25 protein-coding genes are annotated in these 25,653 nt (G+C 65.0%); 14 read left to right on the top strand and 11 right to left on the bottom strand.

Features of this window, described 5'->3' with window-relative positions:
- Position 1 precedes the first annotated feature (1 nt).
- Positions 2-1,588 (bottom strand): hypothetical protein, encoded by a 1,587-nt coding sequence (locus BJF89_RS16925; RefSeq protein ID WP_075816231.1) that lies wholly within the window; start codon positions 1,586-1,588, stop codon positions 2-4.
- Between the two features lie 166 nt (positions 1,589-1,754).
- A complete protein-coding gene (locus BJF89_RS16920; RefSeq protein ID WP_083651027.1) occupies positions 1,755-2,465 on the bottom strand; it encodes a YoaK family protein in 711 nt (236 codons plus the stop codon).
- A 133-nt stretch (positions 2,466-2,598) separates the two neighbouring features.
- On the opposite strand from BJF89_RS16920, the gene BJF89_RS16915 reads away from it, so the two are divergent.
- From BJF89_RS16915 to BJF89_RS16885, 7 genes are all read left to right on the top strand, one after another.
- Entirely contained in the window at positions 2,599-3,384 is a 786-nt protein-coding gene (locus tag BJF89_RS16915) for an amidohydrolase (protein WP_075816230.1), read from the top strand.
- Positions 3,385-3,437: 53 nt separating this feature from the next.
- Complete coding sequence (locus tag BJF89_RS16910) at positions 3,438-3,962, top strand: methylated-DNA--[protein]-cysteine S-methyltransferase (RefSeq protein ID WP_075816229.1); 525 nt, start codon at positions 3,438-3,440, stop codon at positions 3,960-3,962.
- A gap of 80 nt (positions 3,963-4,042) precedes the next feature.
- Positions 4,043-5,080, top strand: coding sequence for an alcohol dehydrogenase catalytic domain-containing protein (locus BJF89_RS16905; protein WP_075816228.1), 1,038 nt, complete (start codon positions 4,043-4,045; stop codon positions 5,078-5,080).
- Positions 5,077-6,393 carry a replication-associated recombination protein A gene (locus BJF89_RS16900; protein ID WP_075816227.1) on the top strand — a complete coding sequence of 439 codons (1,317 nt, stop codon included), beginning with the start codon at positions 5,077-5,079 and terminating at the stop codon, positions 6,391-6,393. The genes BJF89_RS16905 and BJF89_RS16900 overlap by 4 nt, the downstream gene beginning before the upstream one ends.
- A 58-nt stretch (positions 6,394-6,451) precedes the next feature.
- Positions 6,452-6,955: an RNA polymerase sigma factor gene (locus BJF89_RS16895; RefSeq protein ID WP_075816303.1), complete on the top strand. Its 504-nt coding sequence runs from the start codon at positions 6,452-6,454 to the stop codon at positions 6,953-6,955.
- Complete coding sequence (locus BJF89_RS16890; RefSeq protein WP_075816226.1) at positions 6,952-7,563, top strand: methylated-DNA--[protein]-cysteine S-methyltransferase; 612 nt, start codon at positions 6,952-6,954, stop codon at positions 7,561-7,563. The genes BJF89_RS16895 and BJF89_RS16890 overlap by 4 nt, the downstream gene beginning before the upstream one ends.
- 166 nt (positions 7,564-7,729) lie before the next feature.
- On the top strand, positions 7,730-7,933 hold the full coding sequence (locus BJF89_RS16885; RefSeq protein WP_075816225.1) for a cold-shock protein: 204 nt from the start codon (positions 7,730-7,732) through the stop codon (positions 7,931-7,933).
- Positions 7,934-7,993: 60 nt separating this feature from the next.
- On the opposite strand, the gene BJF89_RS16880 is transcribed toward BJF89_RS16885, so the two are convergent.
- The 7 genes from BJF89_RS16880 to BJF89_RS16850 all read right to left on the bottom strand — a co-directional run bounded on the left by BJF89_RS16880 (position 7,994) and on the right by BJF89_RS16850 (position 13,439).
- The gene (locus BJF89_RS16880) at positions 7,994-8,677 is read right to left on the bottom strand and encodes a hemolysin III family protein (RefSeq protein ID WP_255372717.1); all 684 of its coding nucleotides are present in this window, start codon (positions 8,675-8,677) and stop codon (positions 7,994-7,996) included.
- Between the two features lie 9 nt (positions 8,678-8,686).
- Positions 8,687-9,262, bottom strand: coding sequence for a 1-acyl-sn-glycerol-3-phosphate acyltransferase (locus BJF89_RS16875; protein WP_075816224.1), 576 nt, complete (start codon positions 9,260-9,262; stop codon positions 8,687-8,689).
- 58 nt (positions 9,263-9,320) lie between these two features.
- On the bottom strand, positions 9,321-9,947 hold the full coding sequence (locus tag BJF89_RS16870) for a histidine phosphatase family protein (RefSeq protein WP_139312142.1): 627 nt from the start codon (positions 9,945-9,947) through the stop codon (positions 9,321-9,323).
- A gap of 257 nt (positions 9,948-10,204) precedes the next feature.
- Positions 10,205-11,398, bottom strand: a complete 1,194-nt coding sequence (locus BJF89_RS16865; protein WP_255372716.1) for an MFS transporter — start codon at positions 11,396-11,398, stop codon at positions 10,205-10,207.
- A 14-nt stretch (positions 11,399-11,412) separates the two neighbouring features.
- Positions 11,413-11,769 carry a DUF202 domain-containing protein gene (locus tag BJF89_RS16860; RefSeq protein WP_075816222.1) on the bottom strand — a complete coding sequence of 119 codons (357 nt, stop codon included), beginning with the start codon at positions 11,767-11,769 and terminating at the stop codon, positions 11,413-11,415.
- Positions 11,766-12,167: a YidH family protein gene (locus BJF89_RS16855; RefSeq protein WP_075816221.1), complete on the bottom strand. Its 402-nt coding sequence runs from the start codon at positions 12,165-12,167 to the stop codon at positions 11,766-11,768. The genes BJF89_RS16860 and BJF89_RS16855 overlap by 4 nt, the downstream gene beginning before the upstream one ends.
- 51 nt (positions 12,168-12,218) lie before the next feature.
- Positions 12,219-13,439 (bottom strand): CdaR family transcriptional regulator, encoded by a 1,221-nt coding sequence (locus BJF89_RS16850; protein ID WP_158026094.1) that lies wholly within the window; start codon positions 13,437-13,439, stop codon positions 12,219-12,221.
- Between the two features lie 121 nt (positions 13,440-13,560).
- On the opposite strand from BJF89_RS16850, the gene BJF89_RS16845 reads away from it, so the two are divergent.
- The 3 genes from BJF89_RS16845 to BJF89_RS16835 all read left to right on the top strand — a co-directional run bounded on the left by BJF89_RS16845 (position 13,561) and on the right by BJF89_RS16835 (position 17,474).
- Positions 13,561-14,715 (top strand): CaiB/BaiF CoA-transferase family protein, encoded by a 1,155-nt coding sequence (locus BJF89_RS16845; RefSeq protein ID WP_075816219.1) that lies wholly within the window; start codon positions 13,561-13,563, stop codon positions 14,713-14,715.
- Positions 14,716-14,743: 28 nt separating this feature from the next.
- Positions 14,744-16,087, top strand: a complete 1,344-nt coding sequence (locus BJF89_RS16840; RefSeq protein WP_083651016.1) for an MFS transporter — start codon at positions 14,744-14,746, stop codon at positions 16,085-16,087.
- Between the two features lie 70 nt (positions 16,088-16,157).
- On the top strand, positions 16,158-17,474 hold the full coding sequence (locus BJF89_RS16835; protein WP_083651013.1) for a DUF1254 domain-containing protein: 1,317 nt from the start codon (positions 16,158-16,160) through the stop codon (positions 17,472-17,474).
- A 38-nt stretch (positions 17,475-17,512) separates the two neighbouring features.
- On the opposite strand, the gene BJF89_RS16830 is transcribed toward BJF89_RS16835, so the two are convergent.
- On the bottom strand, positions 17,513-18,847 hold the full coding sequence (locus BJF89_RS16830) for a DUF1254 domain-containing protein (protein ID WP_083651010.1): 1,335 nt from the start codon (positions 18,845-18,847) through the stop codon (positions 17,513-17,515).
- Positions 18,848-19,114: 267 nt separating this feature from the next.
- Between BJF89_RS16830 and BJF89_RS16825 the strand changes: the two genes are divergently transcribed.
- The 4 genes from BJF89_RS16825 to BJF89_RS16810 all read left to right on the top strand — a co-directional run bounded on the left by BJF89_RS16825 (position 19,115) and on the right by BJF89_RS16810 (position 24,620).
- Complete coding sequence (locus tag BJF89_RS16825; protein WP_075816218.1) at positions 19,115-20,488, top strand: glutamate decarboxylase; 1,374 nt, start codon at positions 19,115-19,117, stop codon at positions 20,486-20,488.
- 204 nt (positions 20,489-20,692) lie between these two features.
- Positions 20,693-22,630, top strand: a complete 1,938-nt coding sequence (locus tag BJF89_RS16820; RefSeq protein ID WP_075816217.1) for an alkyl/aryl-sulfatase — start codon at positions 20,693-20,695, stop codon at positions 22,628-22,630.
- A gap of 108 nt (positions 22,631-22,738) precedes the next feature.
- Positions 22,739-23,974, top strand: a complete 1,236-nt coding sequence (locus tag BJF89_RS16815; protein ID WP_075816216.1) for an oxygenase MpaB family protein — start codon at positions 22,739-22,741, stop codon at positions 23,972-23,974.
- A gap of 61 nt (positions 23,975-24,035) precedes the next feature.
- Positions 24,036-24,620 carry a nitroreductase family protein gene (locus tag BJF89_RS16810; protein ID WP_075816297.1) on the top strand — a complete coding sequence of 195 codons (585 nt, stop codon included), beginning with the start codon at positions 24,036-24,038 and terminating at the stop codon, positions 24,618-24,620.
- Here the strand turns inward: BJF89_RS16810 and BJF89_RS16805 are convergent.
- Positions 24,610-25,644, bottom strand: a complete 1,035-nt coding sequence (locus BJF89_RS16805; protein WP_075816215.1) for a LysR family transcriptional regulator — start codon at positions 25,642-25,644, stop codon at positions 24,610-24,612. The two genes, BJF89_RS16810 and BJF89_RS16805, sit on opposite strands and share 11 nt — an antisense overlap.
- Positions 25,645-25,653 lie beyond the last annotated feature (9 nt).

The following is a 25,653-nucleotide window of genomic DNA, read 5'->3' as shown; positions in this document are numbered from 1 at the left end:
CTCAGCCCTCGTACACCGGTTCGCTGACCGTCGTGCCAGCCGTCTCGCCAGCCTCAGCCGCGCCGAACGGCAACGAGGCGGCGTCCCCGGTGTCGACCACGCTGTGCAGGACGGCGAAGTACTCGGCGACCAGCGCCCGCACGGAATCGCGGGTGCAGGGAGCGTCGGGGTAGCGCATCGAGATGTTCACCCCGCCCTTCGTCCGGACGACCCAGATGTAGACGTCGGTGGAGCTGTAGGCGACACCGCGCAGCGTCCGGTCGTGGGGGGTCCAGTCCTCCGCACCGGGGATGAACCGGGTGTCCACGTACGACACCACGAACCGCGGCGGCTCGGCGACCTGGAGCAGTTCGGCCACCTTCGGGTACGGGTAGGCCACCAGGTCGCGGTTCTCCTTCACCGCCGCCGTCGTCGCCGACACCGCCTCGGAGAACGCTGCACCGCGGGGCATGGGGTCCTCCACCGGCATCAGCCCGACGAACCACCCGGCCGACAACGCGAACTCCGGGGAGGTGCGGGTGTGCATCGGCATGACGTAACGGAAGGTGTCACCGCACAGTCCGGCGCGGTCGGCGCGCGCGGCGGCGACCTTCAGTGCCGCCAGCAGTCCGGTGACCTGGCTGCCGCCGTAGCGCTTGCTGAGCTGACCGAAGACGGTGGCGTCCACCTCGCCGAGCAGCCACATCGACGTGCTGACCTGCTGGACGTCCCGCTCCTCGTCGGCATGGGCACCGGCCAGCGGAAGACGCGGCGTGGCGGACGTCCCGGCGTCCCCGCCGGTGACGCCGGCACCGGTGAGGAAGGTGCGCCACCGCTGCACCACCGGATGGTCCGCGGTGAGGCTGTCGGCGAGGTCACGCTCGACCCGGCTGTAGTCCACGTGGGACCCGGCCAACGGAAGTTCCGGGGTGCGGTCGGCCAGCTGTGCGGCGTAGATCTCCCGCAGCTCCGCGATGGAGACGATCTGGGTGTAGGCGTCCATCACCGCATGGTCGGCGGCGAAGACCACGGTGAACCACGGGCCGTCCTGGCTACCGAGGGAGACGGCGGGATCGCCGGCGGACGCGTCGTCCGGCCCGACGGTGGCGACGGTGAGGTGCGGCCAGCGTAGTGCGGAGACCTCGGTGGCGAAATGGTGTTCCAGGAACGCATGGACGCTTCCGGCGTCCGGCAGGTCGCCGACGGTGTGGGAGGAGACGTCGACGGCGTCGGCCGGCAGGGTCTCGCGGTGCAGGGCGTCGCCCTCTACCCCCGTGTCGCCGACCGTCCCGGCGACCGCGGTCGTGCGGTAGGCCTCGTGCCGCACCATCCACAGCCGCAGGGTGGCGCTGAACGCCTCGGCGTCGAACGGGTGGTGGATGCGGAACGCCGTGCCGATCCAGTTGTCGCCCCGCGGCTCGGTCCGGGAGTCCGTCCGGGGGTCCGTCCGAGTATCCGCCGACGGGGAGGCGAGCGACTCCCGGACGTGTGCTTCGTGGTTGCTGGACAGCGGGCGCGGATCAACAGCCCAGGCATCGGCGGCGGTGGGGGTCCAGGTGGTGACGTGCCCGGGGTGCAGCCGGTACGCCGAGAGTTCGGTGTATTCCATGACAAAGGGTCCTTTCCAGGGTCAGGGGTGAGGTGAAGCGTGAAAGGGCGGGGAGTATGGGAAGGACGGGGAACGTCAGGGCTCTGTGATAACACGCTGGAGCACGCAGCGCAGCAGGTGAACACCGCTTCGTGACCGATGACACAGCCGCCGTCCGCGGAGGGGTCTATTCACCCGCGTCCTTGTCCGCGAAGCGCGGATGGTCGAGCTTCCAGGTGATCACGGCGATCACGGTGGACATCAGGGCCAGGGCCGCCAGCGAATTATGTGTCCCGATGGAGTGGAACACCGTGCCGCCGAGCACGATCCCGGCGAGGAATCCGGCGTAGGTCACGACCTGGGCGACCCACACCCACCGGCGGACACCGGACAGGTGCAGGGCGAACCCCTGCCCCATCTTCACCAGGGTGCCGGTGACATACGACAGCGGCATGGCGACCTGGTTCTGACGGCTGATCGAGGTGTTCAACGCCCCGAGGCCGAAGGCCAGTGACAGGATCGGGACGACGCCGAGAGGCGCGTCGGAATCGTTCGTGAGCACGTCGACCAGCCAGGCGACGTAGGCGGCGGCCATGGTGACCAGCGTGGCACCGTGCCGGGACTTCTTCCACCAGTGGATACGGGCCAGGGTGGCGACCATCACGCCCACCAGGAACGCGAGCACAGTGGCCAGGGCGCCGAGTCCGAGAACGTGGTTGCCCTTGAAGTGCTCGAGGATCATCCGTTCGGTGTTGCCGGTCATGAACGTCACGTACCAGCCGGAGGTGTGCAGCCAGGCGGCCGCTCCCATCGCCCCGGCGAGTCCGGCGAGGACGATGCCGAGATTCATCTCGCGGCGGTCGTAGTACGGGCCGAGGGCAGGATGCTGTGGGGGCATGTGGAGAGCTTTCGGTATGGGGAACGGGGAGCGCGAGGGGTGTGCGGGGCCGCTATAGTACCTGGATTCAAGACTGCCCACCGGGCGGATATCGTTGCAGGCGGACCCATCCACCAGCCACAGGAGCACAGCAGTGACCCGCCCCCGCCTGTTCGACGCCCACTTCCACGTCATCGACCCCGCGCACCCGCTCGTGGAGAACAACGGCTACCTGCCCGACCCGTTCACCGCACAGGACTACCTGCAGCGCGTCGCTGAGCTGAACGTCGCCGGAGGTGCCGTCGTCTCCGGGTCCTTCCAGGCGTTCGACCAGGGGTACCTCCGCGACGCGTTGAGCGTGCTGGGACCCGGCTTCGTCGGCGTGACCCAGATCCCCGCCGACACCACCGACGAGACGATCCGGGACCTCGACCGGGCCGGCATCCGGGCAGTACGGTTCAACCTGAAACGCGGCGGCTCCGCCGGGACCGGTGACCTCGCCGCACTCGCACGACGAGTCCACGACCTCGTCGGCTGGCACACCGAGCTCTACGTCGACGCCCGCGAACTCGACGGGCTGGAGGACGTCCTGACCGGTCTGCCCGCGGTGAGTATCGACCACCTCGGCATGCACCGCGACGGTGTCCCGGGGCTGCTACGGCTGGTGGAGAAAGGGGTCAAGGTGAAGGCGACCGGGTTCGGACGCGTCGATCTTGACCCCGCGACCGTGATCCGGCAGATCATGGAGATTGATCCGTCGGCCCTGATGGTCGGCACCGACCTCCCGTCCACCAGGGCGGCGCGTCCGTTCACCGACACCGACCTGGACCTCATCACCGAGATCGTCACCGACACCGTCGGTGCCGATCACGTCGAGGACGTCTTCTGGAACAACGCCGCACGTTTCTACCTCCGGACCACCGACCTCACAGACCGCTGACCCGGCGCGTCTACCCGGTGAGACAACACGATAAGCACGGAAAGGCGGTGGCTATGATGGCTGTCCGGCACACCCTGATTGACACACCGGTCGGGCCGTTGACCCTGGTCGCCGACGGTGACGCAGTGACCGGGCTGTACTTCCCCGACCACTCTCCCCTTCCCGACGATACTCCCTTCGGCGACCGGGTCGCGCGACAGGACGTAGCGTCCGACGGCGTCCTCGCCCAGGCCACCACCGAACTGTCGGAGTACCTCACCGGACAGCGTCAGACCTTCGACGTCACCGTCGCGACCCACGGGGACGGCTTCTCGGAGAAGGTGTGGGCACTGCTCAGACAGATCCCCTACGGAGAGACCACCACCTACGGGACGCTCGCCACGAAGCTCGGGAACCCCAGGCTCGCCCAGCGCGTCGGGCAGGTGGTCGGCCGCAACCCGGTCAGCATCATCATCCCGTGTCACCGGGTGGTCGGCGCCGACGGTTCCCTCACCGGGTACGCCGGTGGTCTGACGCGGAAGCGCCGGCTGCTGGAACTGGAGGAACCTGTGGAAATATCCTCGTCGCGACTGTTCTGAAGCTGGCCGTGAATAAGGCGTAGCGTAGAGAGATGAACGGGGTGATGACCCCGCGCTCAGTTCTCGAAGAAGGAGCAGTCATGCGAGCAGTGTCCTACGTCCGGAACAACACCGTTGAGGTGCAGGAGAAGCCCGTTCCGGAGATTGAGGCCGATGAGGTTCTGCTGAAGGTGTCCGGCGCCGGCCTGTGCCACTCTGACCTGCACATCATCGCCGGGGGCGACGACAACCCACTGATCGGCGAAACGTTGGGCCACGAGGTCGCCGGTGTCGTCGAGAAGACCGGCGATGCTGTGACCGGCTGGGATGTCGGTGACAGCGCCTTGGTGGCTCTCGTCCTCAGCTGCGGCGAATGCGACAAGTGTCTGGCCGGTCGCGACAATGAGTGTGAGGTCGCCAGCCCGCGGGGTTCCCTCGCACCGTTGTCACCCGGTATCGGTTCCCCCGGTGGCATGGCTGAGTACCTGGCGGTGAAGACCCATCACCTCGATCCTCTCGGTGAGCTGGACCCTGCCACATCCGCACCGTTGGCGGATGCTGCGCTGACGCCGATGCACGCGGTCAACAGCGTCCGTGACCGACTGGTCGGCGGCGCAACCGTGGTGACCATCGGTATCGGCGGACTCGGCCACGTCGGCCTGCAGATCCTGTCCGCCACCACCGGTGCGCGCATCATCGCCCTGGACACCGACCAGAACAAGGTCGACTACGCCGCCGACCACGGTGCGGACGTCGCACTGCTCAGTGACGCCAACGCCGCCTCCCGCATCATGGAGGAGACCGGTGGTCGCGGTGCAGACGTCGTCCTCGACTTCGTCGGTGTGCAACCGACCGTCGATCTGGCGCTGTCCGTGATCGGAGTCGGTGGCGCCATCCGGTTCGTCGGCCTCGGTGGAGGGAAGTTCACCTACGACGCGAACAACTCCGCCCTCCCGTGGGGCGTGAACATTGAACGCTCCTACGGCGGCACCCGTTCCGACATGCGCGAGGCCGTCGCCCTCGTACAGCAGGGGAAGCTCCACGTGGAGACCACGAAGTACTCCCTCGACGACGCGGTACAGGCCTTCGATGACCTGCGGGACGGCAAGGTCAGCGGACGCATCGTCCTGGTGCCGTGACACAAGACCCCGCGCAGGAGCCGCCGTCCCTGTTCGAACCGTCCGGGCCAGACGACGTCTCACGTCCTCTCGCCGACCGTCTGCGTCCCCGGGTTCTCACCGACGTCGTCGGCCAGGAGCACCTCCTGGGACCCGACGGGCCGATCGGGAGGATGGTGTCGGCGCATCACCTGACCTCGATGGTGCTCTGGGGTCCACCGGGGTGCGGCAAGACGACCATCGCCCGCCTGCTGGCCGACGCGACGGGCCTTCACTTCGCTCCCCTCTCCGCGACATTCTCCGGTGTCGCCGAACTGCGCAAGGTGTTCCAGGCCGCGCAGAAGCGCCGGGAGGTCGGCCAAGGCACACTGTTGTTCGTCGACGAGATCCACCGCTTCAACCGCGCCCAGCAGGATTCGTTCCTCCCCTACGTCGAGGACGGGACCATCGTGCTGGTGGGCGCGACGACAGAGAATCCCAGCTTCGAACTCAACGCCGCACTGTTGTCACGCTGCCAGGTGTATGTCCTCCACCGCCTGGACATCACGGCCCTGGAGTCACTGCTCACGAAAGCCGAGGAGCTCTCGGGACGGTCGCTTCCGTTGGATGACCAGGCCCGGCAGACGCTGCTGGCCCTGGCCGACGGCGACGGGCGCTACCTGCTCAACCTCGTCGAACAGGTGCAGGCCGTGCCCGGTCCGCTGGACGTGGACGGGCTCCTGCAGCTGGTGCAGCAGCGTGCCCCGGTCTACGACAAGTCGCAGGAGGGCCACTACAACCTCATCTCGGCCCTCCACAAGTCCATGCGCGGTTCCGACCCGGACGCGGCGCTGTACTGGCTCGCACGCATGCTCGTCGGCGGTGAGGACCCGTTGTTCATCGCCCGGCGTCTGGTCAGGTTCGCCACCGAGGACGTCGCGCTCGCTGATCCGGAGGCCGTCCACCAGTCACTCGCGGCCTGGGACGTGTACGAACGGCTCGGCTCGCCGGAAGGTGAACTCGCCATCGCCCAGGCGGTGGTGTACCTGGCGACGGCACCGAAATCAGTCGCCGTCTACCGCGGATTCACCGCCGCCACCCGCCTGGCGGAGAAGACCGGCTCACTGATGCCACCGGCACACATCCTCAACGCGCCGACCCGGCTGATGAAGGATCTCGGGTACGGCGAGGGCTACCGGTATGACCCGGACACCAATGACGGGTTCTCCGGAGCGGACTACTTCCCGGATGGCGTCGACCGACAGACACTGTATGAACCGTCCGGACACGGGCACGAGAAGACGATCCGGGACCGGATCCTGCGCTGGGAACAGTTGCGGGACGGACGTCGGTAACTTTCCCCGGTCCGGATCTCACGTTCGGCCCGCCCAGTGCGACTACCGTGTGATGACGATGACAACACCGTTCGAGCAGGCAGTCAGACAGCACGGGGCCACCGTGCTGCGGGTCTGCCGTGCCGTCCTCGGTCCGGGAGCCGATGCCGACGACGCCTGGTCAGAGGCGTTCCTCGCATTGCTTCGCTCCTGGCCCTCACTGGAGGACGGCACGAACGTGGAGGCGTGGTTGGTTCGCGTCGCCCACCGCAAAGCCATCGACGTCACCCGCCGACGGCAGCGCCATGCCATCCCCACCGACGCGCTGCCTGAACAGACCTCCGGCCTCGGGACGCCCGGCGCCGATGACTACGCACTGTGGGACACGGTGGCCCGCCTCCCGGAACGCCAACGTCTGTCCGTGGCCTACCACTATTTCGGCGGGCTCCCCCATGCGGAGACCGCCGCCCTCATCGGCGGCAGCCCCGACGCCGTGCGCCGTGCCTGCGCCGACGGGCTCAGGACACTACGCCGCATCTACCTCACCGGCCACACCGATCCCGCTGAAGGAGAACCACGATGACCGCAGACAGCTTCTCCCCCGCCTCCTTCCCCGTCGGGGAGGACGACCTGTCACGTCTCCGCGCCCGACTCAGCGCAGACTCGGACACCGACGGCCTTCTCGACGTTGCGTACCGGACCGTCGATTCACCGGTCGGACCTCTGTTGCTGGCTGCGACACAGAAAGGCCTGGTACGTGTGGGGTTCGACGTGGAGGATTTCGGCCGCGTCCTGTCATCGCTGGCTGACAAGGTCAGCCCGCGGGTACTGGAGTTCCCACGGCGTCTCGACACGGTGGCTTCGGAACTGGACGAGTACTTCGCCGGTCGACGGCGATCCTTCGATGTCGACCTGGACTACGCGATGTCCGCCGGGTTCCGTCGCACGGTCCAGCGCTATCTTCCCCACATCGGTTACGGGCACACGCAGTCGTACAAACAGGTCGCCGAGAACGTCGGGAATCCGAAGGCAGTACGCGCCGTCGGCACAGCCTGTGCGACGAATCCGCTACCTATCGTGGTCCCGTGCCACCGGGTCCTGCGGAGCGACGGCGGGCTCGGTGGATACCTCGGCGGGCTGGAAGCGAAGACGACGTTGCTGGAGCTGGAAAACGGCGCAGACGGTGTGTAATGTGAGCGCTGGTTACAGTTTCTGAGTTGTTTTTCCCTTCCGAGTACCGGGAGGAATCAAGTTCACGGAAGTTGTCTTTAGGACGCGAACTGATTCCTCAAGGAACATTCGGTCAACCCAGTGGACGGAAGACTCCGGACACTGACACTGAAGAAGGGAAGATCGCATGATCAACGGCACTGTCAAATGGTTCAACGCCGAAAAGGGTTTCGGTTTCATTTCTCCCGAGGACGGCTCCTCCGACGTCTTCGTCCACTACTCCGAGATCCAGGGCGGCGGTTTCCGCAGCCTGGAGGAGAACCAGAAGGTCACCTTCGAGACCGAGGACGGCCGCAAGGGCCTGGCAGCGGTCGGCGTGACCGTCGTCTAAACGAGGTTTCTCCGACCCCGGCACTGTCGAACACGACAGAGCCGGGGTTTTCCTCTGCCGTCACCCCGCCCCCAGGACGATCATCCAGATGGCGATGTGGTGCAGACCCGCGGCGATGATGGTCCCCGCATGGAAGACCTCGTGGAAGCCGAACCAGTGTTCACTGATTGTCGGCCACTTCAGTGCGTACACCAGCGCACCGAGACTGTAGATCGCCCCGCCGGTGATGATGAGGACGAGTTCCGGCACTGTCAGCCCGGCCCACAGGATCTTCATGCCCAGCAGGGCGATCCATCCCAGGCAGAGGTAGATCGACACGGACAGCCACCGCGGGTGGTTGATCCACAGGATGTTGACCGCAACCGCGGCAAGCGCGGTGACCCAACACAGGACGAGGATCGGCGTCCTGTTTCCCGGCGCATCCGCACCGATGAAGACGGGCCCGTAGGTCCCGGCAATGAATATCGCGATCATGGCGTGGTCGGCCCTCCGCCACCACTGCACGGACCCCTCACTTTTCCAGGGAACCCGGTGATACAGTGCCGAGACCCCCAGCATCCCGGCCAGACACAGCGCGTAGACGGCCGTCGACACCGCCAGCGTGGAGAATCCGGTGTTGGAGAACGCCAGGACCGTCAGGCTCGTCCCTGTACCGAGGAAGAACCAGAACGCGAACAGGTGCAGGTATCCCCGCAGTACGGGGCGGGGACCGCGGTAGAAGACGGTGCGACGTGCAGACGGCATGGGGTCCTCTCAGTCAGTGCCCGGTTCACTCCGTAGGCGCGGCTCGACACGGGCGTCCGGCCGTAAGCCCGACTTGTCCCGGTAGAAGTCACGGATGCGTTCCATGTCGTCCGCGACGTCACCGGTGATGTCGATGGTCGGCCCGAGGCCGGTCGTCATCGTCGGGCGGTCGACATAGCCGAGGGTCACCGGCAACCCTGTCTGCTCGGCGAGCCGGTAGAAGCCGGACTTCCAGTGCGTGTGCGGGCCGCGGGTCCCGTCCGGCGTGATGACGATCGCGGTAGCCCTGTCCTCGTTGACGTGGTGCACAAGGTCGCCCACCACATCCTCCGGCGATTCCCGGTCGACAGCGATTCCCCCGAGACCGCGCATCACCGGACCCCGCCAGCCGTCGAAGAGACTGTCCTTGCCCAGCCACCGGATCCTGATGCCCAGCTTCCAGGCGATGCCGAGCATGAGGATGAAGTCCCAGTTGGACGTGTGCGGGGCACCGAGAAGAATCGTGGGGCGTCGCGGCGCAGGCTCGGAGACCAGGTGCCATCTACTGACGAACCAGTACGCACTGGCGATGAGCCGTTTTACCATTTCTCCAGATTACATGGTGCGCTGCAAAGTTACTTTCGGGCTCAAGAGCTGGTGCCGACTACGTCGCGGGCTCTTCCGCCGGCAGGCCGGCAGGCGCCGCATCCCACTTCACCAACTCCCACCCGTCTGTCGGCGAACCCTTCACCACGACGGTTCCCGTGTTGCGCAATGGTTGATCACGGAACAGATTGTTGTCACCGTCGGTACTCATCAGGACCCAGGTCATGATCGAGGCAACGTGGGCGAAGATCACCGGGTTCCTGTCCCCGTTCCTCTCGACGGACTCCAACGCACCGTCGAACCGCGCCTTGAACTCGTCACCGCTGATCGATCCCGGGATACGGGCGGAGGTGTCTCCGTCGATCCACTGTTGGGGAGCGACAAGGTAGGTCTCGAAGGCATCGCTCTCCGGGGTCCCCTTCCACGTACCGGCGGGAATCTCCGCCACACCCGGAAGGATCTGAACCGTCAGGCCACGGGCCTTCGCGGTCGGCTCGGCCGTCTGCTGGGTCCGGTACAACGATGACGCGTAGACACCGTCGAACGACTCGTCGGAGAGCCGCTCAGCCGCAGCGTCCGCCTGCTCATGACCGAGGTCGGTCAGGGGAGGTCCGGGCTCTGTACCGACGATGAGCCCGGAGGCATTACCCGTCGACTGCCCGTGCCGTACGAAGGTGACGGTCATGGTGCCCTCCGTTCTTTCGGCATCAGGGTCGCAACCGTACTGCGGGGACGCTGCGGACGGCGCGGCGCCATCCGACACGGCATCCCCTCTGCGGGTCAGCCCGGAAGGTCGGGCCTGGACAGTAGGTCGGTGAGCATTCACAGCTCTCTCCTCGAGAGGGGTTCCAGGTGCAGCAACGCACTTACCATACATACTTCGCAGTATTACGTTCAAGGAACATACCGTGTCCAATGATGATCCCCACAGTCTTCTGGTCATCACACCGACCGGAAACGCAGCATCGCCACAACCCCCGCCACGGGCCCCACCACCAGGGGAACCAGGGCATACTGCCACGTCACCACAGGTACCAGCACCCCGACCAGTTGAATGCTGGCGACAGTCACCAGGAAGCCCGCCGCCGTCTGTGCAGTCAGCGCCGTCCCGGCGACGTTTCCGTCGACATTCTCACTGAGCATCGTGGAGAACACCCCCGAATCAGCGATCACCGACGCTCCCCACACCGCCGCCAGCACGGTCAGCAACACCGGCCCGGCGGTGTACATCAACGGAGACAACAGACAGCACAGCCCACTGACTGTGAGTGCGACGGCAGCGGTGCCCCTTCGCCCGAACCGGTCGGCCGCCCACCCACCGAGGAGACAACCGATGACACCTGCCCCGCCGATGACGACGAACGTCCATAAGCTGAGGGTCTGGTCTGCGGCACCGCGAGCAGCGACGGCGGCAGCCGCGAAGAGCGGGAACCACGTCCACAGGGCGTAGAGCTCCCACATATGCCCGAGGTACCCGATGTTGATCAGCCGGGGACGCCGCCGGGTGATCAACGTGGTCAGGTAGTGCGGATCCGGGACGGTCGTGCCGGACGACAGGTACGGTCCGGTGGTCAGGACCAGCAACGCAAGGACCGCTCCGGCCGTGGTCACACCGGCAGCGGCGGCCATGAGCACACGCCAGTCCACGTCCACGGTGCCGATCAGGTGAGGCAGGGTGGAGCCGAGCGTCAGTGCACCGATGAGAATCCCCAGCGACCGCCCGCGACGTGCCCCGGGCGACCACGAGGTCATGATCTTCATCCCCACCGGGTAGACGCCGGCGAGGAACACCCCGGTCAGCAACCGCAACGGCACCGCGACCGCGAGGCCGTCAGCGATGAGTGTGAAGGCCATTGTTGTCGCCGCCGCCCCCACCGCACTCGCCGACAACTGCAGTGGGGCAGGTATCCGGTCAGCAAGGTTCGCCAGGGCGGAGACGACTGCCCCGACCACGAAACCGACCTGTGTCGAAGCCGTCAACCACACCGAGGCACTGAGACTGATACCCCACTCATCCTGCAGCGACGGAACCACGGCCGATGCAGAGAACCACGTGGCCAGGCACAACACCTGGACAAGCGCCACCGTCCCCCGCTGCACCACGGGATTGTCACGGATCCCCGCACACCTGGCCACGCACCCCTGCCCTTCTACAAGGATTCCGTGACGACAAAGTACACACTGAACAGGCCCAACGCCACGGTGCAGAAAGCCAACGTGATGACCGCACCCACGGAGTTGTGCAGTCTGTCATTGACGACACCGAGGGCAGCACGCCGATACCGACGTCGCTGACCTGCATAGATACCGAGAGCGACAAGCACCAGTCCCCCCGTAACGATGACGACCGTCGCTCCGTAGTGCGGGACCCATCGCAGCGTTACCGCGGCGGCCACCAGGTAGGCCATCGATGTGCGCCCCCAGGCCATACTGGTCCGTTCGGGCTGCAGACCAGGATCCGCCACCGGGATCGGTGACGGCGACCGCGACGTCGAACGCTCAGTCACAGCAGAACCAGGAGCAGGAGCACGACGGCGACGACGATGGCTCCGACCGACAGGGCCGGAACGATCGCCGGCGCGGGAAGGGGCCGCTGTTCGCGCATCGCACGTTCAACCCGCAGCCACCGGAACGCCGCACCGGCGGCCAGCACTATGCCGAGGCACAGCGCCACCAGCGCACCGGTATTGCGGAGGTTCTCCGGAACGGTGTCGATCGGCAGTGCCTCGAGTGCCACGCCGCCAGCGATGAACGCCAGCGCGGTGCGCATCCACGCCAGAAAAGTCCGCTCATTGGCCAATGTAAACCGTGGGTCCGGTTCGGTTCCGGTGGGAAACAGGGCCTTCGACAGCGTCGAGCGACCATCATCGCCGTGGCCCGAAGGTTCTTCCGCATTTTCATTCACAGTGAAACATTCTAAACACGCGGCAGGTCCGGCTGTCGCCGTCCCGACTCGTCAGGGCACCGCATACTTCACGCCCACAGCGAGAATCATGAGGTCAGGAAGGTGTCGGGAATCCAGTCCCGTCAGTTGCCGGATCTTCGCCAACCGGTTGTCGATGGTGTTCGGGTGCACGTGCAGAGCTTCTGAGGTTTGCCGACGGTCCAGGTCGGTCTTGAAATAGACGTTGAGGGTCTCCAGGAGTTCTTCGTTGGCTCGTACCGGTGCGCACCGACGCTGCAATACGGCCAGTGACATGCTGTGGTGAGCGAGATGGTGCTCGAGCGCGACATCCGCCAGGGATGTGACGCACCCGGTGCGGTTGATCTGCACAGCAACCTCCAGCACTTCGGATGCCTCCTGCGCCGCCCGGCGGAGGTCCTCTGGTCGTTCCGCCTGGGCCACCGCTGCCGCTACGGGGACGGAATGCAACTCCTGCAGTTTCTCTACGGCGGTAGCCAACTCGGACGGCACGGAACTGGTGATCAACCGCGCACTCTGCTCCCTGACGTCGGCCAGCCACAGACGTTCTCCGAGGTGTCGTTGCAACAAGGCTCGGGTACGACGCACTTTTCGTGTTCCGGCAATGGTTCGAACCTGGTCAGAACCGGTGGTTTCTGCAACCGTGACCCCGATGTGAATCAACACAACGACAGGATCCTCTGGAACTTCCCCGGGATAGTCGTCGTGGGGTGAGACAGCCCCGTCGAAGAAATGTGCTATCCACCGGCTGCTCCACCCGGCGCGGGCGGTAATCGTATCGCGCGACGTCCGTTCGTAGGCGCTGATCGCCTCGCGGATAACTGCATCGTAGGTGGCACGGATCTGCACGACAACCGGCGCGGACCGGGACGGTTCTCCAAGTTGTTCCTCCACCGCCTCGATCAACGTGTCCGCTCCGATCTGCCAGCAATGCAGGAAGTTCCTTAGCGGTACCCCCTCAGCAGCACGGTCATTCGCCCGGGCCAGTTCGTCGCGCAGGATCTCGGGTACGTCGAGTCCAGGATCACCCAGCGCCAGAAGCGCAGTGTCCATGAATCGCCGGATGGTGTGGAGACTGTCCCGGTACAGGTGCTCGGGAACAGTCTCCGGCGTGTACAGGCCGGATGCCTCGACATAACGGTCGATGGTGGTGTGCGCCAACGCATTCGTCCGTCGGCGCAGAACGCTGATGTCGGACGACATGTCCACGGCACGACCAGGAGGCGACATCACATCATTTTCTTTTTGTGACATGTCACACATTCTACCTGGTATTCGTGTGACCCAACCGGTGTTGTTCACTTCACAAACGGAGCATGCTGTGTCTTGCACCATCTGCCGCAGGTCGGCAGGCTCCAGGACACCAAGGAAAACCATGTCTCACATCACGCCCCAGCACCCTCCCCTTCACGGCATCACCGTCATCGATCTCGGGCAGTACATCGCAACGCCCGGTGCTACACAGACACTCGCCGACCTCGGGGCCGACGTGATCAAGGTTGAAGGCCCCCGCGGCGACCAGGCAAGGACGATCGGCCCGTTCGGGGACAGCATCATGCGTGCCTACAACCGCCGCAAGAGTTCTGTCGTGATCGACCTGAAGACGGAGAGAGGAATCGAACAGGTCAAGGCATTGATCAGTGACGCCGACGTCGTCGTCAGCAATCTCCGTCCGGGCGCCGCCGACCGGCTCGGTCTCAGTTCAGAGACAATCCGTACCCTGAACCCGGGGGTCATCTTCGCCGAGGTCACCGGCTTCGGTAAGACCGGCCCGTCCCGGCAGCGGCCGGGTCTGGACATCGCCGCCCAGGCGGAATCCGGTCTCATGTACGTGACCGGGGAACGCGACGGCGAACCTCAGCGCGTAGGTGCACCCATCATTGACCACGCCACGTCCTATGTCCTGGCACAGGCGATACTGGCCTCACTGTTCCGCCGCGAACGTACCGACGCCGGTGACCACATCGAAGTCTCACTGTTAGACGTGGCGCTCGATCTCCAGGCCGTGAACTGGGCGGATTACAGTTACGGGGCGAAACCGGTTCGCCAGGGAAACGGCCAGGCACTCGCGGCGCCGGCGGCCGACCATTTCCCGACGGCAGACGGCTCGATCGTGGTCTCGGCGTACACAGACGGTAAGTTCAGCGCGCTCTGTGAGCTCGCCGGTGTTCCTGACCTGCCGACGGACCCCAGGTTCACGGACAATCCCTCCCGGGTACGGAACCGGGAAGCCCTCCTGGAGATCCTCCGCCCTCATTTCGCTGCGCTGACGTCGGATGAGGCACTGAGGCTTCTCACCGGCGTCGGCATCGTGGCAGGTGCAGTGCGCTCCTACGACCAGGCCCGGGATTCAGGCGACGTCGTCGCATCCGGGGTCTTCGTCGATGCCGTTGATTCCAAGGGCGAGCACTACAGCATTCCGGGACTGCCGTACCAGGCCACCAGCGTCCCGCGGGGTGACAACGGGGGCACCGTCCCTGCCCTCGGCAGTGACACCGACCGCATCCTCGGCTCCCTCTCACTCAACTAGCTTCAGTACCTCCCCAAGGAGAACAGTCATGATCCATACACGTCCCGACATCGGGTTCACGCCCGTCGGGAACTCAATTGACACGTCCGAAATCCGCCGGAGGGGCTGGCTTGTCACAATCGCCCTGATGCTGTTCATGTTCGTGAACTTCGCGGACAAGGTGGTGGTGGGAATCGTCGGCGTCGAGCTCCAGCACGAGTTCGATATCTCCTCCGGCCAGTTCGGTCTCATGCAGAGCGTCTTCTTCTGGCCGTTCGCCGTCGGTGCCATCGTCCTCGGCTCCCTCGGTGGCCGGGTCAGTGCCAAGTGGTTGTTGAGCGGATTGGCGGCAGTGTGGATACTCAGCCTCATCCCTCTTACCGGACTCATTCCGGTGACCTTCGCGGTGATTCTCGGCGCCCGCATGCTCCTCGGCTTCGCCGAAGGGCCGGCGGCTGCACTCGCACAGCAGATCGCCCACACCTGGTTCGTGCCCAGGAGAAGGTCTCTCCCCTCGTCAGTCGTGATTATGGGCGCATCCCTGGGGCCGTTGATCGCAGCGCCCCTGTTGACGTGGGTCATGCAGCGTTTCGGCTGGCACATGACGTTCTATGTCCTCATTGTGCTCGGCATCGCCTGGTTGGTCCTGTGGCTCATCGTGGGCAAAGAGGGTCCCGCCGCGAATGCCTCCACACCGGTAACTGACAAGGACAAGGAGGCGGTTGCTCTTCCGGAGACCGCGCCTCTCCGCGCGATCTGGGCACGTCCCACCGTCTTCGGTATCGCTTTCTTCGCGTTCTGCTCGTACTGGGCCACCTCGTTGAAGGTCAGCTGGTTACCCGTCTACCTGCGGCAGGGGCTGGAGTACAGTGCCTCCGAAACCGGCTTCCTGGTGACACTGCCTTTTGCCGCTGCGGTGATCCTCACCTTCGCCACCGGAGTCGTATCGTCACGGATGATGATGCGTGGCGTGTCCTCCCGAAAGGCACGCGTCGTCCTGTGTGCGGTACTCCTCGCTGCAGCGGGAATCTGCATGATCGGCTTCACCGTTCTCCCGGTCGGCGTCGTACAGATGGTCCTGATCACGCTGGCATTCTCGCTGAACACCGCCGCCTGGGGCCTGGCGTTCTCAGTGTTGTCGGACGTCGTGCCGAGCAAGCAACGCGGGTCCGTCATGAGCACCATGGTCGCCATTTACAGCATCGGCGGTGCTGCCGCCCCGTTGCTGATCGGCTGGCTGGTGTCGGGCGCCAGCGACAAGGCCCAGGGTTACGGCTACGGCTTCATCGTGGTCGGCATCATCATGATCCTCGGCGCAGTCGCGGCGTACTTCTTCGCTCATCCCGAGCGCGACGCAAAGATCATCGCTGAACGGTACGGGACCACCACCTAACTCGGTGCACCACACCACCTCCGGTCCCCCCTCGTAGGGATCGGATTCCACTCTACGAAAGGACGACACCATGTCTCACGAGACAACCAGCCAGACACATCAGACCGAGACTGCAGCGCATCTGACCGCAACAGCCACGGAGGCGTTCCGACTCGGGTTCAACACCTACCTGTGGGGCTATCCGCTCGTTCTGATGCACCGCACCCGAAATGCACTCATTGACCCGGGCCGTACACGGCCCGGCACCGTCAACACCCTGCGGGTGGTCCCCCGCCTGCTCACCGACCGGGACCGCGACGTGGTGAAGCCCAACAACGACACCATTTACGTGACCGGGTGGCTCGAGCTCAGCGACGGACCCGTCTCCCTGTCCGTTCCCGCGGTATCCCGCTACTACGGGCTGCAGCTTCTCGATGCCTACACGGACACGTGGGGCTACGTGGGAACACGCGCCACGGGTTCGGAGGCCGGTGAGTACATGATCGCCGGACCCGACTGGAGCGGTGACGTCCCTGAGGGGACGACCCTCCTGTCCTCACCCACGAACACCGTATGGCTCCTCGGAAGGATCGTCGTCCAAGGGCCTGACGACCTGGACACGGCCAGGGCCATCGGTGAGTCCTTCCGTCTGACAGGGCCGACGGTCGATGTCTCCGGCCCGTCACCCGCGCCCTCACCGCATACAGTCAAGGACGCGGGCATCGAGTTCTTCGATGAGCTCGGGGCAGCTCTGGAGGGCAACGTCCTGTCAGCCGACAATGAACAGCTCTCACGGATGGCGGAAGCAGGCATCGGTACCGGAAAGACGCCGAGCCGGGAGATCACCGATCCCGCGGTCCGTGCGGCGCTCGACGCGTCAGTCGCTGCCGCGCATTCCTGCATCGCCGCCAGTGAGCGCGGGTTGTCCTCCGGTGGCGGAGACTGGACATACGAACTCAATCTCGGACGCTACGATGGCGATCACCTGCTCAGATCCGTCGTGGGACTGAATGCACTCGGAGCGCTCACGGCCGAAGAGGCGACGTACGCCAACGCCGGCTGCGACGCTGACGGTGAGCGATTCGACGGAGGCAACAGCTACGTGCTCCGTTTCGAGGCGGACGGCCTTCCCCCGGTCGACGCCTTCTGGTCACTCACGATGTACGACGAGGACGACTTCCTCGTCTCCAATTCCATCGACCGCTTCGCCATCGGCGACCGTACCCCCGGCGTCGAGTACGGGGACGACGGGTCGCTGGAGATCGTGATCTCCCACGAACGGCCTGAATCGACGTCCAACTGGTTGCCGGCACCCGAGGGGCCGTTCCAGCTCACGCTCCGGCTCTACATCCCGAAGAGCACCGTACTCGACGGGACGTATGTCGTCCCGTCGGTGCGACGCCTCTGAGAGCGTCGACCCCGGCTCAGAGACTGGTCAGAGACTGGTCAGAGCTTGCATAACGCGGGCACCACATACTCCCCGTCCAGTAGCGTGCCGGTCGGCAGATAGCAGCGCATCGTTATCTCGAAGGGGCCGGCCGGCGCGGGGAACCAGTTCACACCGGGTTCCGGACGCTCACGGGAGACGACAATCTCCAGCGATCCGTCATCCCCGTACACAATGTCGGGGGTACGGTCGCCGATAGAGTAACGGTTGATCGGGTTCTCGACGAGGAAGTTGTCCTCGTCGTACATCGTGAGCGACCAGAAACCGAGATCATCCCCCACGGGCGGGAGTTCTCCGGGACCGAACCGCAGCAGGTACGTCTGCCTACCGTCCAGTCGCTCGCCGTCCTTGTCATACCTGGTCGTCGGGTAGATGGCCTCGTCGGCGGTCAAGGCGCCGAGACCACGTAGCGCCACCGATGCACGCAGCAGGTAGTTGCGCCCGTAGTCACCCAGCTTGGTGCTGTAGCTCCACCCCGGGGCAGACAGCGCACGGCCGTAGGACGCCAGCCACCGGTGCGCCGTCCCGACAGCGGCACCGAGCGCGCCACGGACGACCGGATCCGTGATCTCCACGGACGGTTCCCGCCCCGCGGCAACCCCGACAGCGGCCAACTCGTCCAGAAGTCCCTGGTCATGCTCGGGCGGCGGGTCAGACGCCAGAACGCGCGACAGCTCATCGAAGAATTCGAGCCCGGCCTCCGGAAGGGTGTGCGGCGAGGGTGCCGGTGCCGTCCTCTGCGGGGCCGGTATCTCGGGACCGCTGAGCGTGTAGCCACGGATGATCTCACCGACGGTGGCCAGGTCATCCGGACCGTCAACGAGCGTCCGGCCGAAGAGCCAGACGTGATTGGTGGGGGACCGCAGCACGGTGGCACCGTCTGATCCGGTGTCCTCCGCGTCGGGCCCCACCATCACGTACGTGCCACCGTCTGACCCGGTGGTCCGGCTTCCGACGTAGGCCCATGTATTCGTGTAGGCGTCCATGAGCTGGAAGCTGTGGTAGCGGGACACCGGGGGCACGGTCAGCGTCACCGGTCCACGGGACAGGTCAACCCATGCCCATGAATACAGGGTGTCGTTGTTCGGCTTGACGATGATCCGGTTGCGGTGGTCGTAGAGCTCGGTGCTGTGCGAAAACGTGTTCTGTGGGAATGAGTCGTCTCGCAGCGGATCGGTGGCATAGTCGCGCGTACGGGCGGTGATGACAGCCGGGTAGCCCCAGAGATAGGCACGCATGCCGAGATCGAGGATACGGCCCCCTTTCTCGGCAGCCTCGGCGATCGGGTCACGTCGTCGTCCACTGTCGGTTTTCGAATCAGTCGGAGAGCCCATCTGGCCCACATCCTTTCCTGGCGGTCCACGGGCATCGCACGCGGAGTGTGGTGGTCGGTGGTAGGGGGATCAGCAGGGCGGACCCCCTCTTCAGTGTGGTGTACAGCACAGCTGCGGGCCAGAGGCCCCGACCACAACGGGCCGCGCCAGAGGTTGTGTTGTATCACAAAATATTGTTTGTCTGAGCCGGGAATGCTCCCTTCATGACCGGGTACTGTCGCGGATACGACGCCATTCGAGCGATCCCCGGATGAAAGGCACCCAGCAATGACTGACGACCGCCGGAACGTTGAGCTCAACCCCCTGTTCGCCCGCATCGGCGAAGCGACGAGTTTCCCACGCAACCGCTTCCCCGAGTCCGAATCCCTCCCCGAGACCGCCTACCAGATCATCCACGATGAGGCGATGCTCGACGGCAACGCACGGATGAACCTCGCGACGTTCGTCGGCACCTGGATGGATGACTACGCCAACCGCCTCTACCGTGAGGCCTTCGACAAGAACATGGTCGACAAGGACGAGTATCCGGCGACAGCGGATATCGAGGACCGGTGCTGGCGGATGATCGCAGCGCTGTGGAACGCGCCTGACCCGGACAACACCGCCGGAACGTCGACGATGGGGTCGTCCGAGGCCTGCATGCTGGGAGGGCTGGCGTTGAAGCGTCGTTGGCAGCACCGCCGACGCAAGGACGGAGCCTCGACCGAGCACCCCAATCTCGTCATGTCCGCTGCGGTGCAGGTCTGCTGGGAGAAGTTCTGCAACTTCTTCGATGTGGAACCCCGGTACGTTCCGATCTCGGAGGACCACAAGGTCCTCGACGGCCATGACCTGGAGGAGTACGTCGACGAGAACACCATCGGAGTCGTGGCCATCCTGGGGGTGACCTACACGGGGATGTACGAGCCCGTCGCGGACATTGCCGCGGCCCTGGACCGTATCCAGGACGACACGGGCCTGGATATCCGGATCCACGTTGACGCCGCCTCCGGTGGCATGATCGCACCGTTCCTGCAGCCGGACCTGGAGTGGGACTTCCGCCTTCCCCGGGTGGCGTCGATCAACGTCTCCGGCCACAAGTACGGCCTGGTCTACCCCGGCATCGGCTGGATCGTATGGCGACAGCCCGAGGACCTTCCCGAGGACCTGGTGTCACGGGTCAGCTACCTGGGCGGGGACATGCCGACGTTCGGCATCAACTTCTCCCGGCCCGGCGCGCAGGTGCTCCTGCAGTACTACCTGTTCCTCCAGCTCGGGATGGACGGGTTCCGGCGGGTGCAGCAGAACACCATTGACGTGGCACGGTATCTCGCCGCGGAGATCGGTTCACTGCCAGAGCTCGACCTGTGGAATGAAGCCCAGGACATCCCTGTGTTCGCCTGGAGACTCGCTGATGCTGCCGACGGACAGTGGACGCTGTATGACCTGTCGGACCGGTTGCGGATGAAGGGGTGGATCGTCCCCGCCTACCCCATGCCGGACAATCTCACCGACGTCACCGTGCAGCGCATCGTGGTGCGCAACGGTATGAGCCACGACCTGGCGCAGTTCCTGGTGCGCGACATCCGGACCTGTGTGGACTACCTCAATCGTGCCGACGGCACGCCGTCCGACGAGAAGCGGTCCGGCTTCCATCACTGAGCGGCGCGCGCCCGTTCTCTCCGGATCAGCTTTTCGCGATCCACCCGGTGCCGGGCACCTTGGCTCAGGCACAATGCTGTCAATGTAGGTTTGAAAAAGTAGTCATAGCGCTCCGGCAAGTGGTTCACTAGGCTGTACATACGGAGTATCACTCGATGTCAGCGAAGACTTTCATCTCGGACACGGACCCGATCCAGGAGACACATGAGTAACGACGACCCGACAAGCGGCGGCCCCGTAGCCCCCGGTCAGACCGAACCTACGCACCACGTGACCCGTGCAAACGCGGCCGTTCACGATGCGCTGCCGTTCGATGACACGAAAGACTTCGAGGACGCCGACCGCGGATTCCTCCGCGGACTGACTCCCGGCGTCATCAAGAACGCGAAAGGTCGGACCGTCTGGGATGTCGACGCGTACCGGTTCCTCGACGGTGAATGTCCACCCTCCGTCAACCCCAGTCTGTGGCGACAGTCGCAGCTCAACAACCGGCAGGGACTTTACGAAGTGGTGCCGGGGATCTACCAGATCCGGGGTCTCGACCTGTCCGTGATGACCATCGTTGAGGGCGACACCGGCGTCGTCATCGTTGACCCGTTGACCTCGACGGAGGCCGCTGAAGCCGGGCTGGCGCTGTACAGCGCGGAACGGGGCGGGAAGCCGGTCACCGGTGTCATCTACAGCCATTCACACGTGGATCATTTCGGCGGCGTCCTGGGCGTGACCACACGGGAGGATGTGGAAGCGGGGCGCTGCCCCGTCTACGGACCGGCAGGTTTCACGGAGGAAGCCATCGCGGAGAACGTGTACGCCGGCACGGCGATGACGCGCCGGTCAACGTACATGTACGGCGCTCTTCTGGGGACGGGCCCGTTCGCCGGGGTCGGCACCGGCCTCGGGCAGGCCGTCTCCCGTGGTCGCACGGGGCTTATCCCGCCGACCCGGTACATTTCCGAGACGGCGCATGTCGAGGAAATCGACGGCGTCGAAATCATCTTCCAACTGACGCCGGGCACCGAGGCACCGGCGGAGATGAACATGTACTTCCCCGCCCACCGTGCCCTGTGCGTCGCAGAGAACGCGTCCCACAACATGCACAACATCGTCACACTGCGGGGGGCGCTCGTCCGGGACGCCCGCCAGTGGGCCGGGTATCTGACAGAGACGATCAACAAGTACGCACGCAGAGCTGACGTCTGCTTCGGCTCCCACCACTGGCCCACCTGGGGCAACGAGAACCTGGTGGAGTACCTGACGGTCCAGCGTGACATGTACGGCTACCTGCACGACCAGACACTCCGGTTGTTGAATCAAGGGTACGTCGGCAGCGAGATCGCCGAGCAGATCACGATGCCTCCCACATTGGAGAAGACATGGTCCACCCGTGGGTACTACGGCTCGGTCAGCCACAATGTGAAGGCAATCTACCAGCGCTACATGGGTTGGTTCGACGGGAACCCGGCCCACCTGTGGGAGCATCCTCCGGTGGAGGGCGCGAAACGGCATGTCGACGCCATGGGCGGAGCGGACGCAGCGCTGGCAGTCGCTCAGAAGGCCTACGACGACGGTGACTTCCGGTGGGCTGCGCAGGTAGCCAACTACGTCATCTTCGCTGATGAAGACAACGAGGCTGCGAAGCTGTTGCAGGCCTGCACCTTCGAGCAGCTCGCCTACGGTTCCGAGAATGCGACCTGGCGCAATTTCTATCTGACCGGCGCACAGGAACTCCGACGCGGCCCGTACACACCGTCCCGGGCATCGTCCGCACCGGCTCTCGCGACGGCACTCACCGTCCCGCAGCTGCTTGATTCCCTCGCCCTCCGCATCGACGGGGAGAAGGCGTGGGACATCTCCCTGGTGTCGGACTGGCAGTTCACCGACGGCTCCGGTGACGTGCATCGTGTGGAACTGAGCAACGGCGTCCTCACGCACTTCCCCACCGCCGGCCTCGATGATCTTCCACCGGCACAGGCGACTCTGACACTGGACAAGAACGCGCTCCTGCAGCTCCTCAACGGAACATCTCCCGCCGCACTGACGGCATCCGGCGATGTGAAGGTCGAGGGAGACTCTGACGCCCTGACCGTGCTGCCCGAGGTCACCGACCAGCCGGATCCCGGATTCTCCATCGTCACCCCCTGACCAGCACGGTCAGCAGCGATAAGACAATTTCGCTTCCACAATGATTCCTTCCCGGTTACACTTCTGTGACACGCACTACATTTTCGATGTCTACCGAAGGAGGACATCATGTCCTGCCCCTTTACCGGCGACGAGAGCAACACCCTCGGTCTGGTCGATGCCACGATCCCGGGTGCGGCATCCGCGACCGACCACAACGACACCAAGAAAAACGAGAAACCTGCCCCTGCCAGACAGAAGGCATTCCGTCGCGGGGGCAAGGACGACAAGATCACCCGCGCTGACGAAGGCTGGTTCGGCCCCGGTTCCGTCGCCTGGAAGGTCTGGCTCTACCCGACCGCTGCGCTGCAGGGCTTCGCCCGTGCCGTGACCATCGAACACCTCGATCCGGATCTTGTCGCCGCCGTCGACGATTCCGGACAGGTGTACAAGCGGACGCCCACCCGGTATGACCGCACGATGGAGTACTTCGTCTCCTGGCTGACCGCCGACTCACAGACCGTGATCAGGATGTCCGACATCCTGATGAAGGTCCACGACCGCTCCTACGGAGTAAACCCGGTGACCGGCAACAACTTCGAGGCCAACCGCCCGTCATCACAGTTGTGGATTCACGTGACCGCCTGGCACTCCATCCTCTACGTCTACGAGACCTTCGGCCCCGGCAAGCTCTCCCGGGACGAGGAGAATGAGTACTGGTCGCAGATGGTGACCGCTGCTGCGGCACAGCCCATCCGCCAGGAGGACGTCCCCCGCACCCGCGGTGAGGTGCAGAAGTACCTCGATGACTGGCGAGAGAAGCTCTCCGCCTCCGAAGCCGCGATCCGCAATGTCGACGTCATCCTCGACGGTTTCGTGAACATTGAGCCGGATCTGCCGAAGTGGCTGCAGAAGCTCGGTCGTCCGCTGCTGCGAAAGAGCATCATCGCCACCTACCCACGGTGGATGCGTCCGATGCTCGGAGTGAAGCAGTCCCGTCTCATGGACACGTTGTCAGTCGCCGCCTGGAAGCCGATCTACAAGGTCCTGGCCGCGAACCCGAAATTGTTCCTCTGGCTGATTGCCCGTATCTGCCCCCGGGCACTGCGCTACTACGAGCCCGCCCTCCTCGGGATTCCGGCCGAAACACCGCGCGTCCTCAGCCCCGAGGTCTCCCGACGGATGTACGGCAACCCGCTCACCCCGCTGGAACAGCGCGAGGAGCTGCTGAGGAAGCGGCAGGAAGGGACAGGCCAGAAGGCCTACGGTCACAACCACACCGACCAGATCCTCGAGTTCCGGGCGGCGGATGCGCCAGACACCGCCGAAGAGGTCCTCACCGCGGACGGTTACAAGATCGGCTGACGTCCGCTCCCCGTTGAATAAAACGGGAACATGCGGCGCGGTCGTGGGGTTGATCCCGGACATGACCCTCATCAACGACCGCACCGCACAGACCGACGCCCCCGTCCTCGACATCGTCTCGGAACGCTGGAGCCCGCGCATCTACGACGGCCACTCCCCTGTCAACGAGGACGCACTGCGCAGTGCTCTGGAGGCTGCCCGATGGGCACCGTCCGCCTACAACCGTCAGCCGTGGCGTTTCCTGGTGACCCGGCGAGGGAGCTCCGCCCACGAGACGGTGCTGAATTCCCTGATCGGCTTCAACCAGGGATGGGCCAAGGACGCCGGCGCACTCGTGGTGGTCCTCACCGAGACCGTCGGCGAGGACGGGAGCCCACTTCCTGAGGCACGCTACGACGCCGGTCAGGCAGCGGCGTACTTCACCATTCAGGCGCACGCCAATGAACTGCTGGTGCACCAGATGAGTGGCTTCGATCCGGCGGTGGTCTCACAGGCGTTCTCCCTCGACGAAACCCTGGTCCCGCTCACCGTGATCGCCGTCGGGGTGCTCGGGGATGCAGGCGATGCCGATGACGCTGTACTCGCCCGGGAGAATGCGCCGCGCACACGACGACCTCTCTCGGAGTCGGTGCTGGTCAACGACTGACGGCACCGTCGTCGACGAGCCCTTTCACCAGCCGTTGCTGGTCCGTGTGGAGTTCGTCGTCCGCTTTCACCGCGGCCTGCAGCAGGTTCATTCCCCGGGCGCGGTGTGTGGCGATCCTCCTGTGCCAGTGCACGAGGTTCGCACGACTGAGGGCGACGAAACTGCTGGCAGCGGGGCTGAGCCCGCTGGCACGGTGCACGATGCCGAATGCAGTCCGGATCTCCGGATCCGTCTCGACCACGACCGCACCGAGCCGGTGTGCCGCCGTGGCCATACGCATCGGCAGAAATGCGCTGCCTGCACCGGAGAGCACGAGAGCGAGCTGTGCGTGACGGTTAGGCACCCGGGCGACGATCTTCGCGGGGCGTCGCGCCGCGCTGAGGGCGTTCGCCACCACGCTCCCCTCCCATGTTGCTGCACTACTGACCACGAGTGGAACGGCCGCGATATCGGACATCGGGAAGCCCGTGCCGGTCCGGCCCCCGTCGTCAGAGTCAGAATCCGTCCCCGGTGGCCTGACCAGGAGCAGTCGCTGTTCACCGAACCCGACCGACTGCAGTCCTTCGGCGTCCACCGGAAAAGTGGTGAACCCGATCTCACAGTGCCCGGCGACCACCTCCGCGCAGAGCTCCTCGGAGGAACTGAACTCCGACAGTTCGAGACGGATATCCGGGTACGCACGGGTGAATGACCCACTCCATGCCGCGACCGCCTCACTCGACATTTCCGGCATCGTTCCGATGGTCACTGCTCCGACCTGCATGTCGTGGGCGGAACGCATGAGGTCCCGAACACCGATCACGTCCCCGAGCACTTTGCGGGCAGGGTCGAGCAGCAGCTCTCCGGCAGGGGTGAGTACGAGGTTGCGTCCTGTCCGGTGGAACAGTGACAGCTTGAACTCCCTCTCGAGCTGTTGGATCGCCTGTGAGACCGATGCCTGAGCGACGTGCAGGTGCTGCGCCGCGCGGTTGACTCCACCCTGCTCGACGACGGCAAGGAAATACTCAAGGTGACGGATGTCCATGGGACCCCA

The sequence above is a fragment of the Corynebacterium sp. CNJ-954 genome (assembly GCF_001942345.1).
Classification (GTDB): Bacteria; Actinomycetota; Actinomycetes; order Mycobacteriales; family Mycobacteriaceae; genus Corynebacterium.
The sequence above is the reverse complement of the archived record's forward strand: the minus strand, read 5'-3'. Positions and strand labels throughout refer to the sequence as shown.

Bases quoted from the DNA above. Each gene is read 5' to 3' on its own strand.
- BJF89_RS16850 (WP_158026094.1), bottom strand. From the start codon at position 13,439: ATGTCACAAAAAGAAAATGATGTGATGTCGCCTCCTGGTCGTGCCGTG.
- BJF89_RS16835 (WP_083651013.1), top strand. From the start codon at position 16,158: ATGTCTCACGAGACAACCAGCCAGACACATCAGACCGAGACTGCAGCG.
- BJF89_RS16890 (WP_075816226.1), top strand. From the start codon at position 6,952: ATGACCGCAGACAGCTTCTCCCCCGCCTCCTTCCCCGTCGGGGAGGAC.
- BJF89_RS16815 (WP_075816216.1), top strand. From the start codon at position 22,739: ATGTCCTGCCCCTTTACCGGCGACGAGAGCAACACCCTCGGTCTGGTC.
- BJF89_RS16880 (WP_255372717.1), bottom strand. From the start codon at position 8,677: ATGCCGTCTGCACGTCGCACCGTCTTCTACCGCGGTCCCCGCCCCGTA.
- BJF89_RS16830 (WP_083651010.1), bottom strand. From the start codon at position 18,847: ATGGGCTCTCCGACTGATTCGAAAACCGACAGTGGACGACGACGTGAC.
- BJF89_RS16825 (WP_075816218.1), top strand. From the start codon at position 19,115: ATGACTGACGACCGCCGGAACGTTGAGCTCAACCCCCTGTTCGCCCGC.
- BJF89_RS16905 (WP_075816228.1), top strand. From the start codon at position 4,043: ATGCGAGCAGTGTCCTACGTCCGGAACAACACCGTTGAGGTGCAGGAG.
- BJF89_RS16810 (WP_075816297.1), top strand. From the start codon at position 24,036: ATGACCCTCATCAACGACCGCACCGCACAGACCGACGCCCCCGTCCTC.
- BJF89_RS16885 (WP_075816225.1), top strand. From the start codon at position 7,730: ATGATCAACGGCACTGTCAAATGGTTCAACGCCGAAAAGGGTTTCGGT.
- BJF89_RS16920 (WP_083651027.1), bottom strand. From the start codon at position 2,465: ATGCCCCCACAGCATCCTGCCCTCGGCCCGTACTACGACCGCCGCGAG.
- BJF89_RS16910 (WP_075816229.1), top strand. From the start codon at position 3,438: ATGATGGCTGTCCGGCACACCCTGATTGACACACCGGTCGGGCCGTTG.
- BJF89_RS16840 (WP_083651016.1), top strand. From the start codon at position 14,744: ATGATCCATACACGTCCCGACATCGGGTTCACGCCCGTCGGGAACTCA.
- BJF89_RS16805 (WP_075816215.1), bottom strand. From the start codon at position 25,644: ATGGACATCCGTCACCTTGAGTATTTCCTTGCCGTCGTCGAGCAGGGT.
- BJF89_RS16845 (WP_075816219.1), top strand. From the start codon at position 13,561: ATGTCTCACATCACGCCCCAGCACCCTCCCCTTCACGGCATCACCGTC.
- BJF89_RS16820 (WP_075816217.1), top strand. From the start codon at position 20,693: ATGAGTAACGACGACCCGACAAGCGGCGGCCCCGTAGCCCCCGGTCAG.
- BJF89_RS16875 (WP_075816224.1), bottom strand. From the start codon at position 9,262: ATGGTAAAACGGCTCATCGCCAGTGCGTACTGGTTCGTCAGTAGATGG.
- BJF89_RS16925 (WP_075816231.1), bottom strand. From the start codon at position 1,588: ATGGAATACACCGAACTCTCGGCGTACCGGCTGCACCCCGGGCACGTC.
- BJF89_RS16870 (WP_139312142.1), bottom strand. From the start codon at position 9,947: ATGACCGTCACCTTCGTACGGCACGGGCAGTCGACGGGTAATGCCTCC.
- BJF89_RS16895 (WP_075816303.1), top strand. From the start codon at position 6,452: ATGACAACACCGTTCGAGCAGGCAGTCAGACAGCACGGGGCCACCGTG.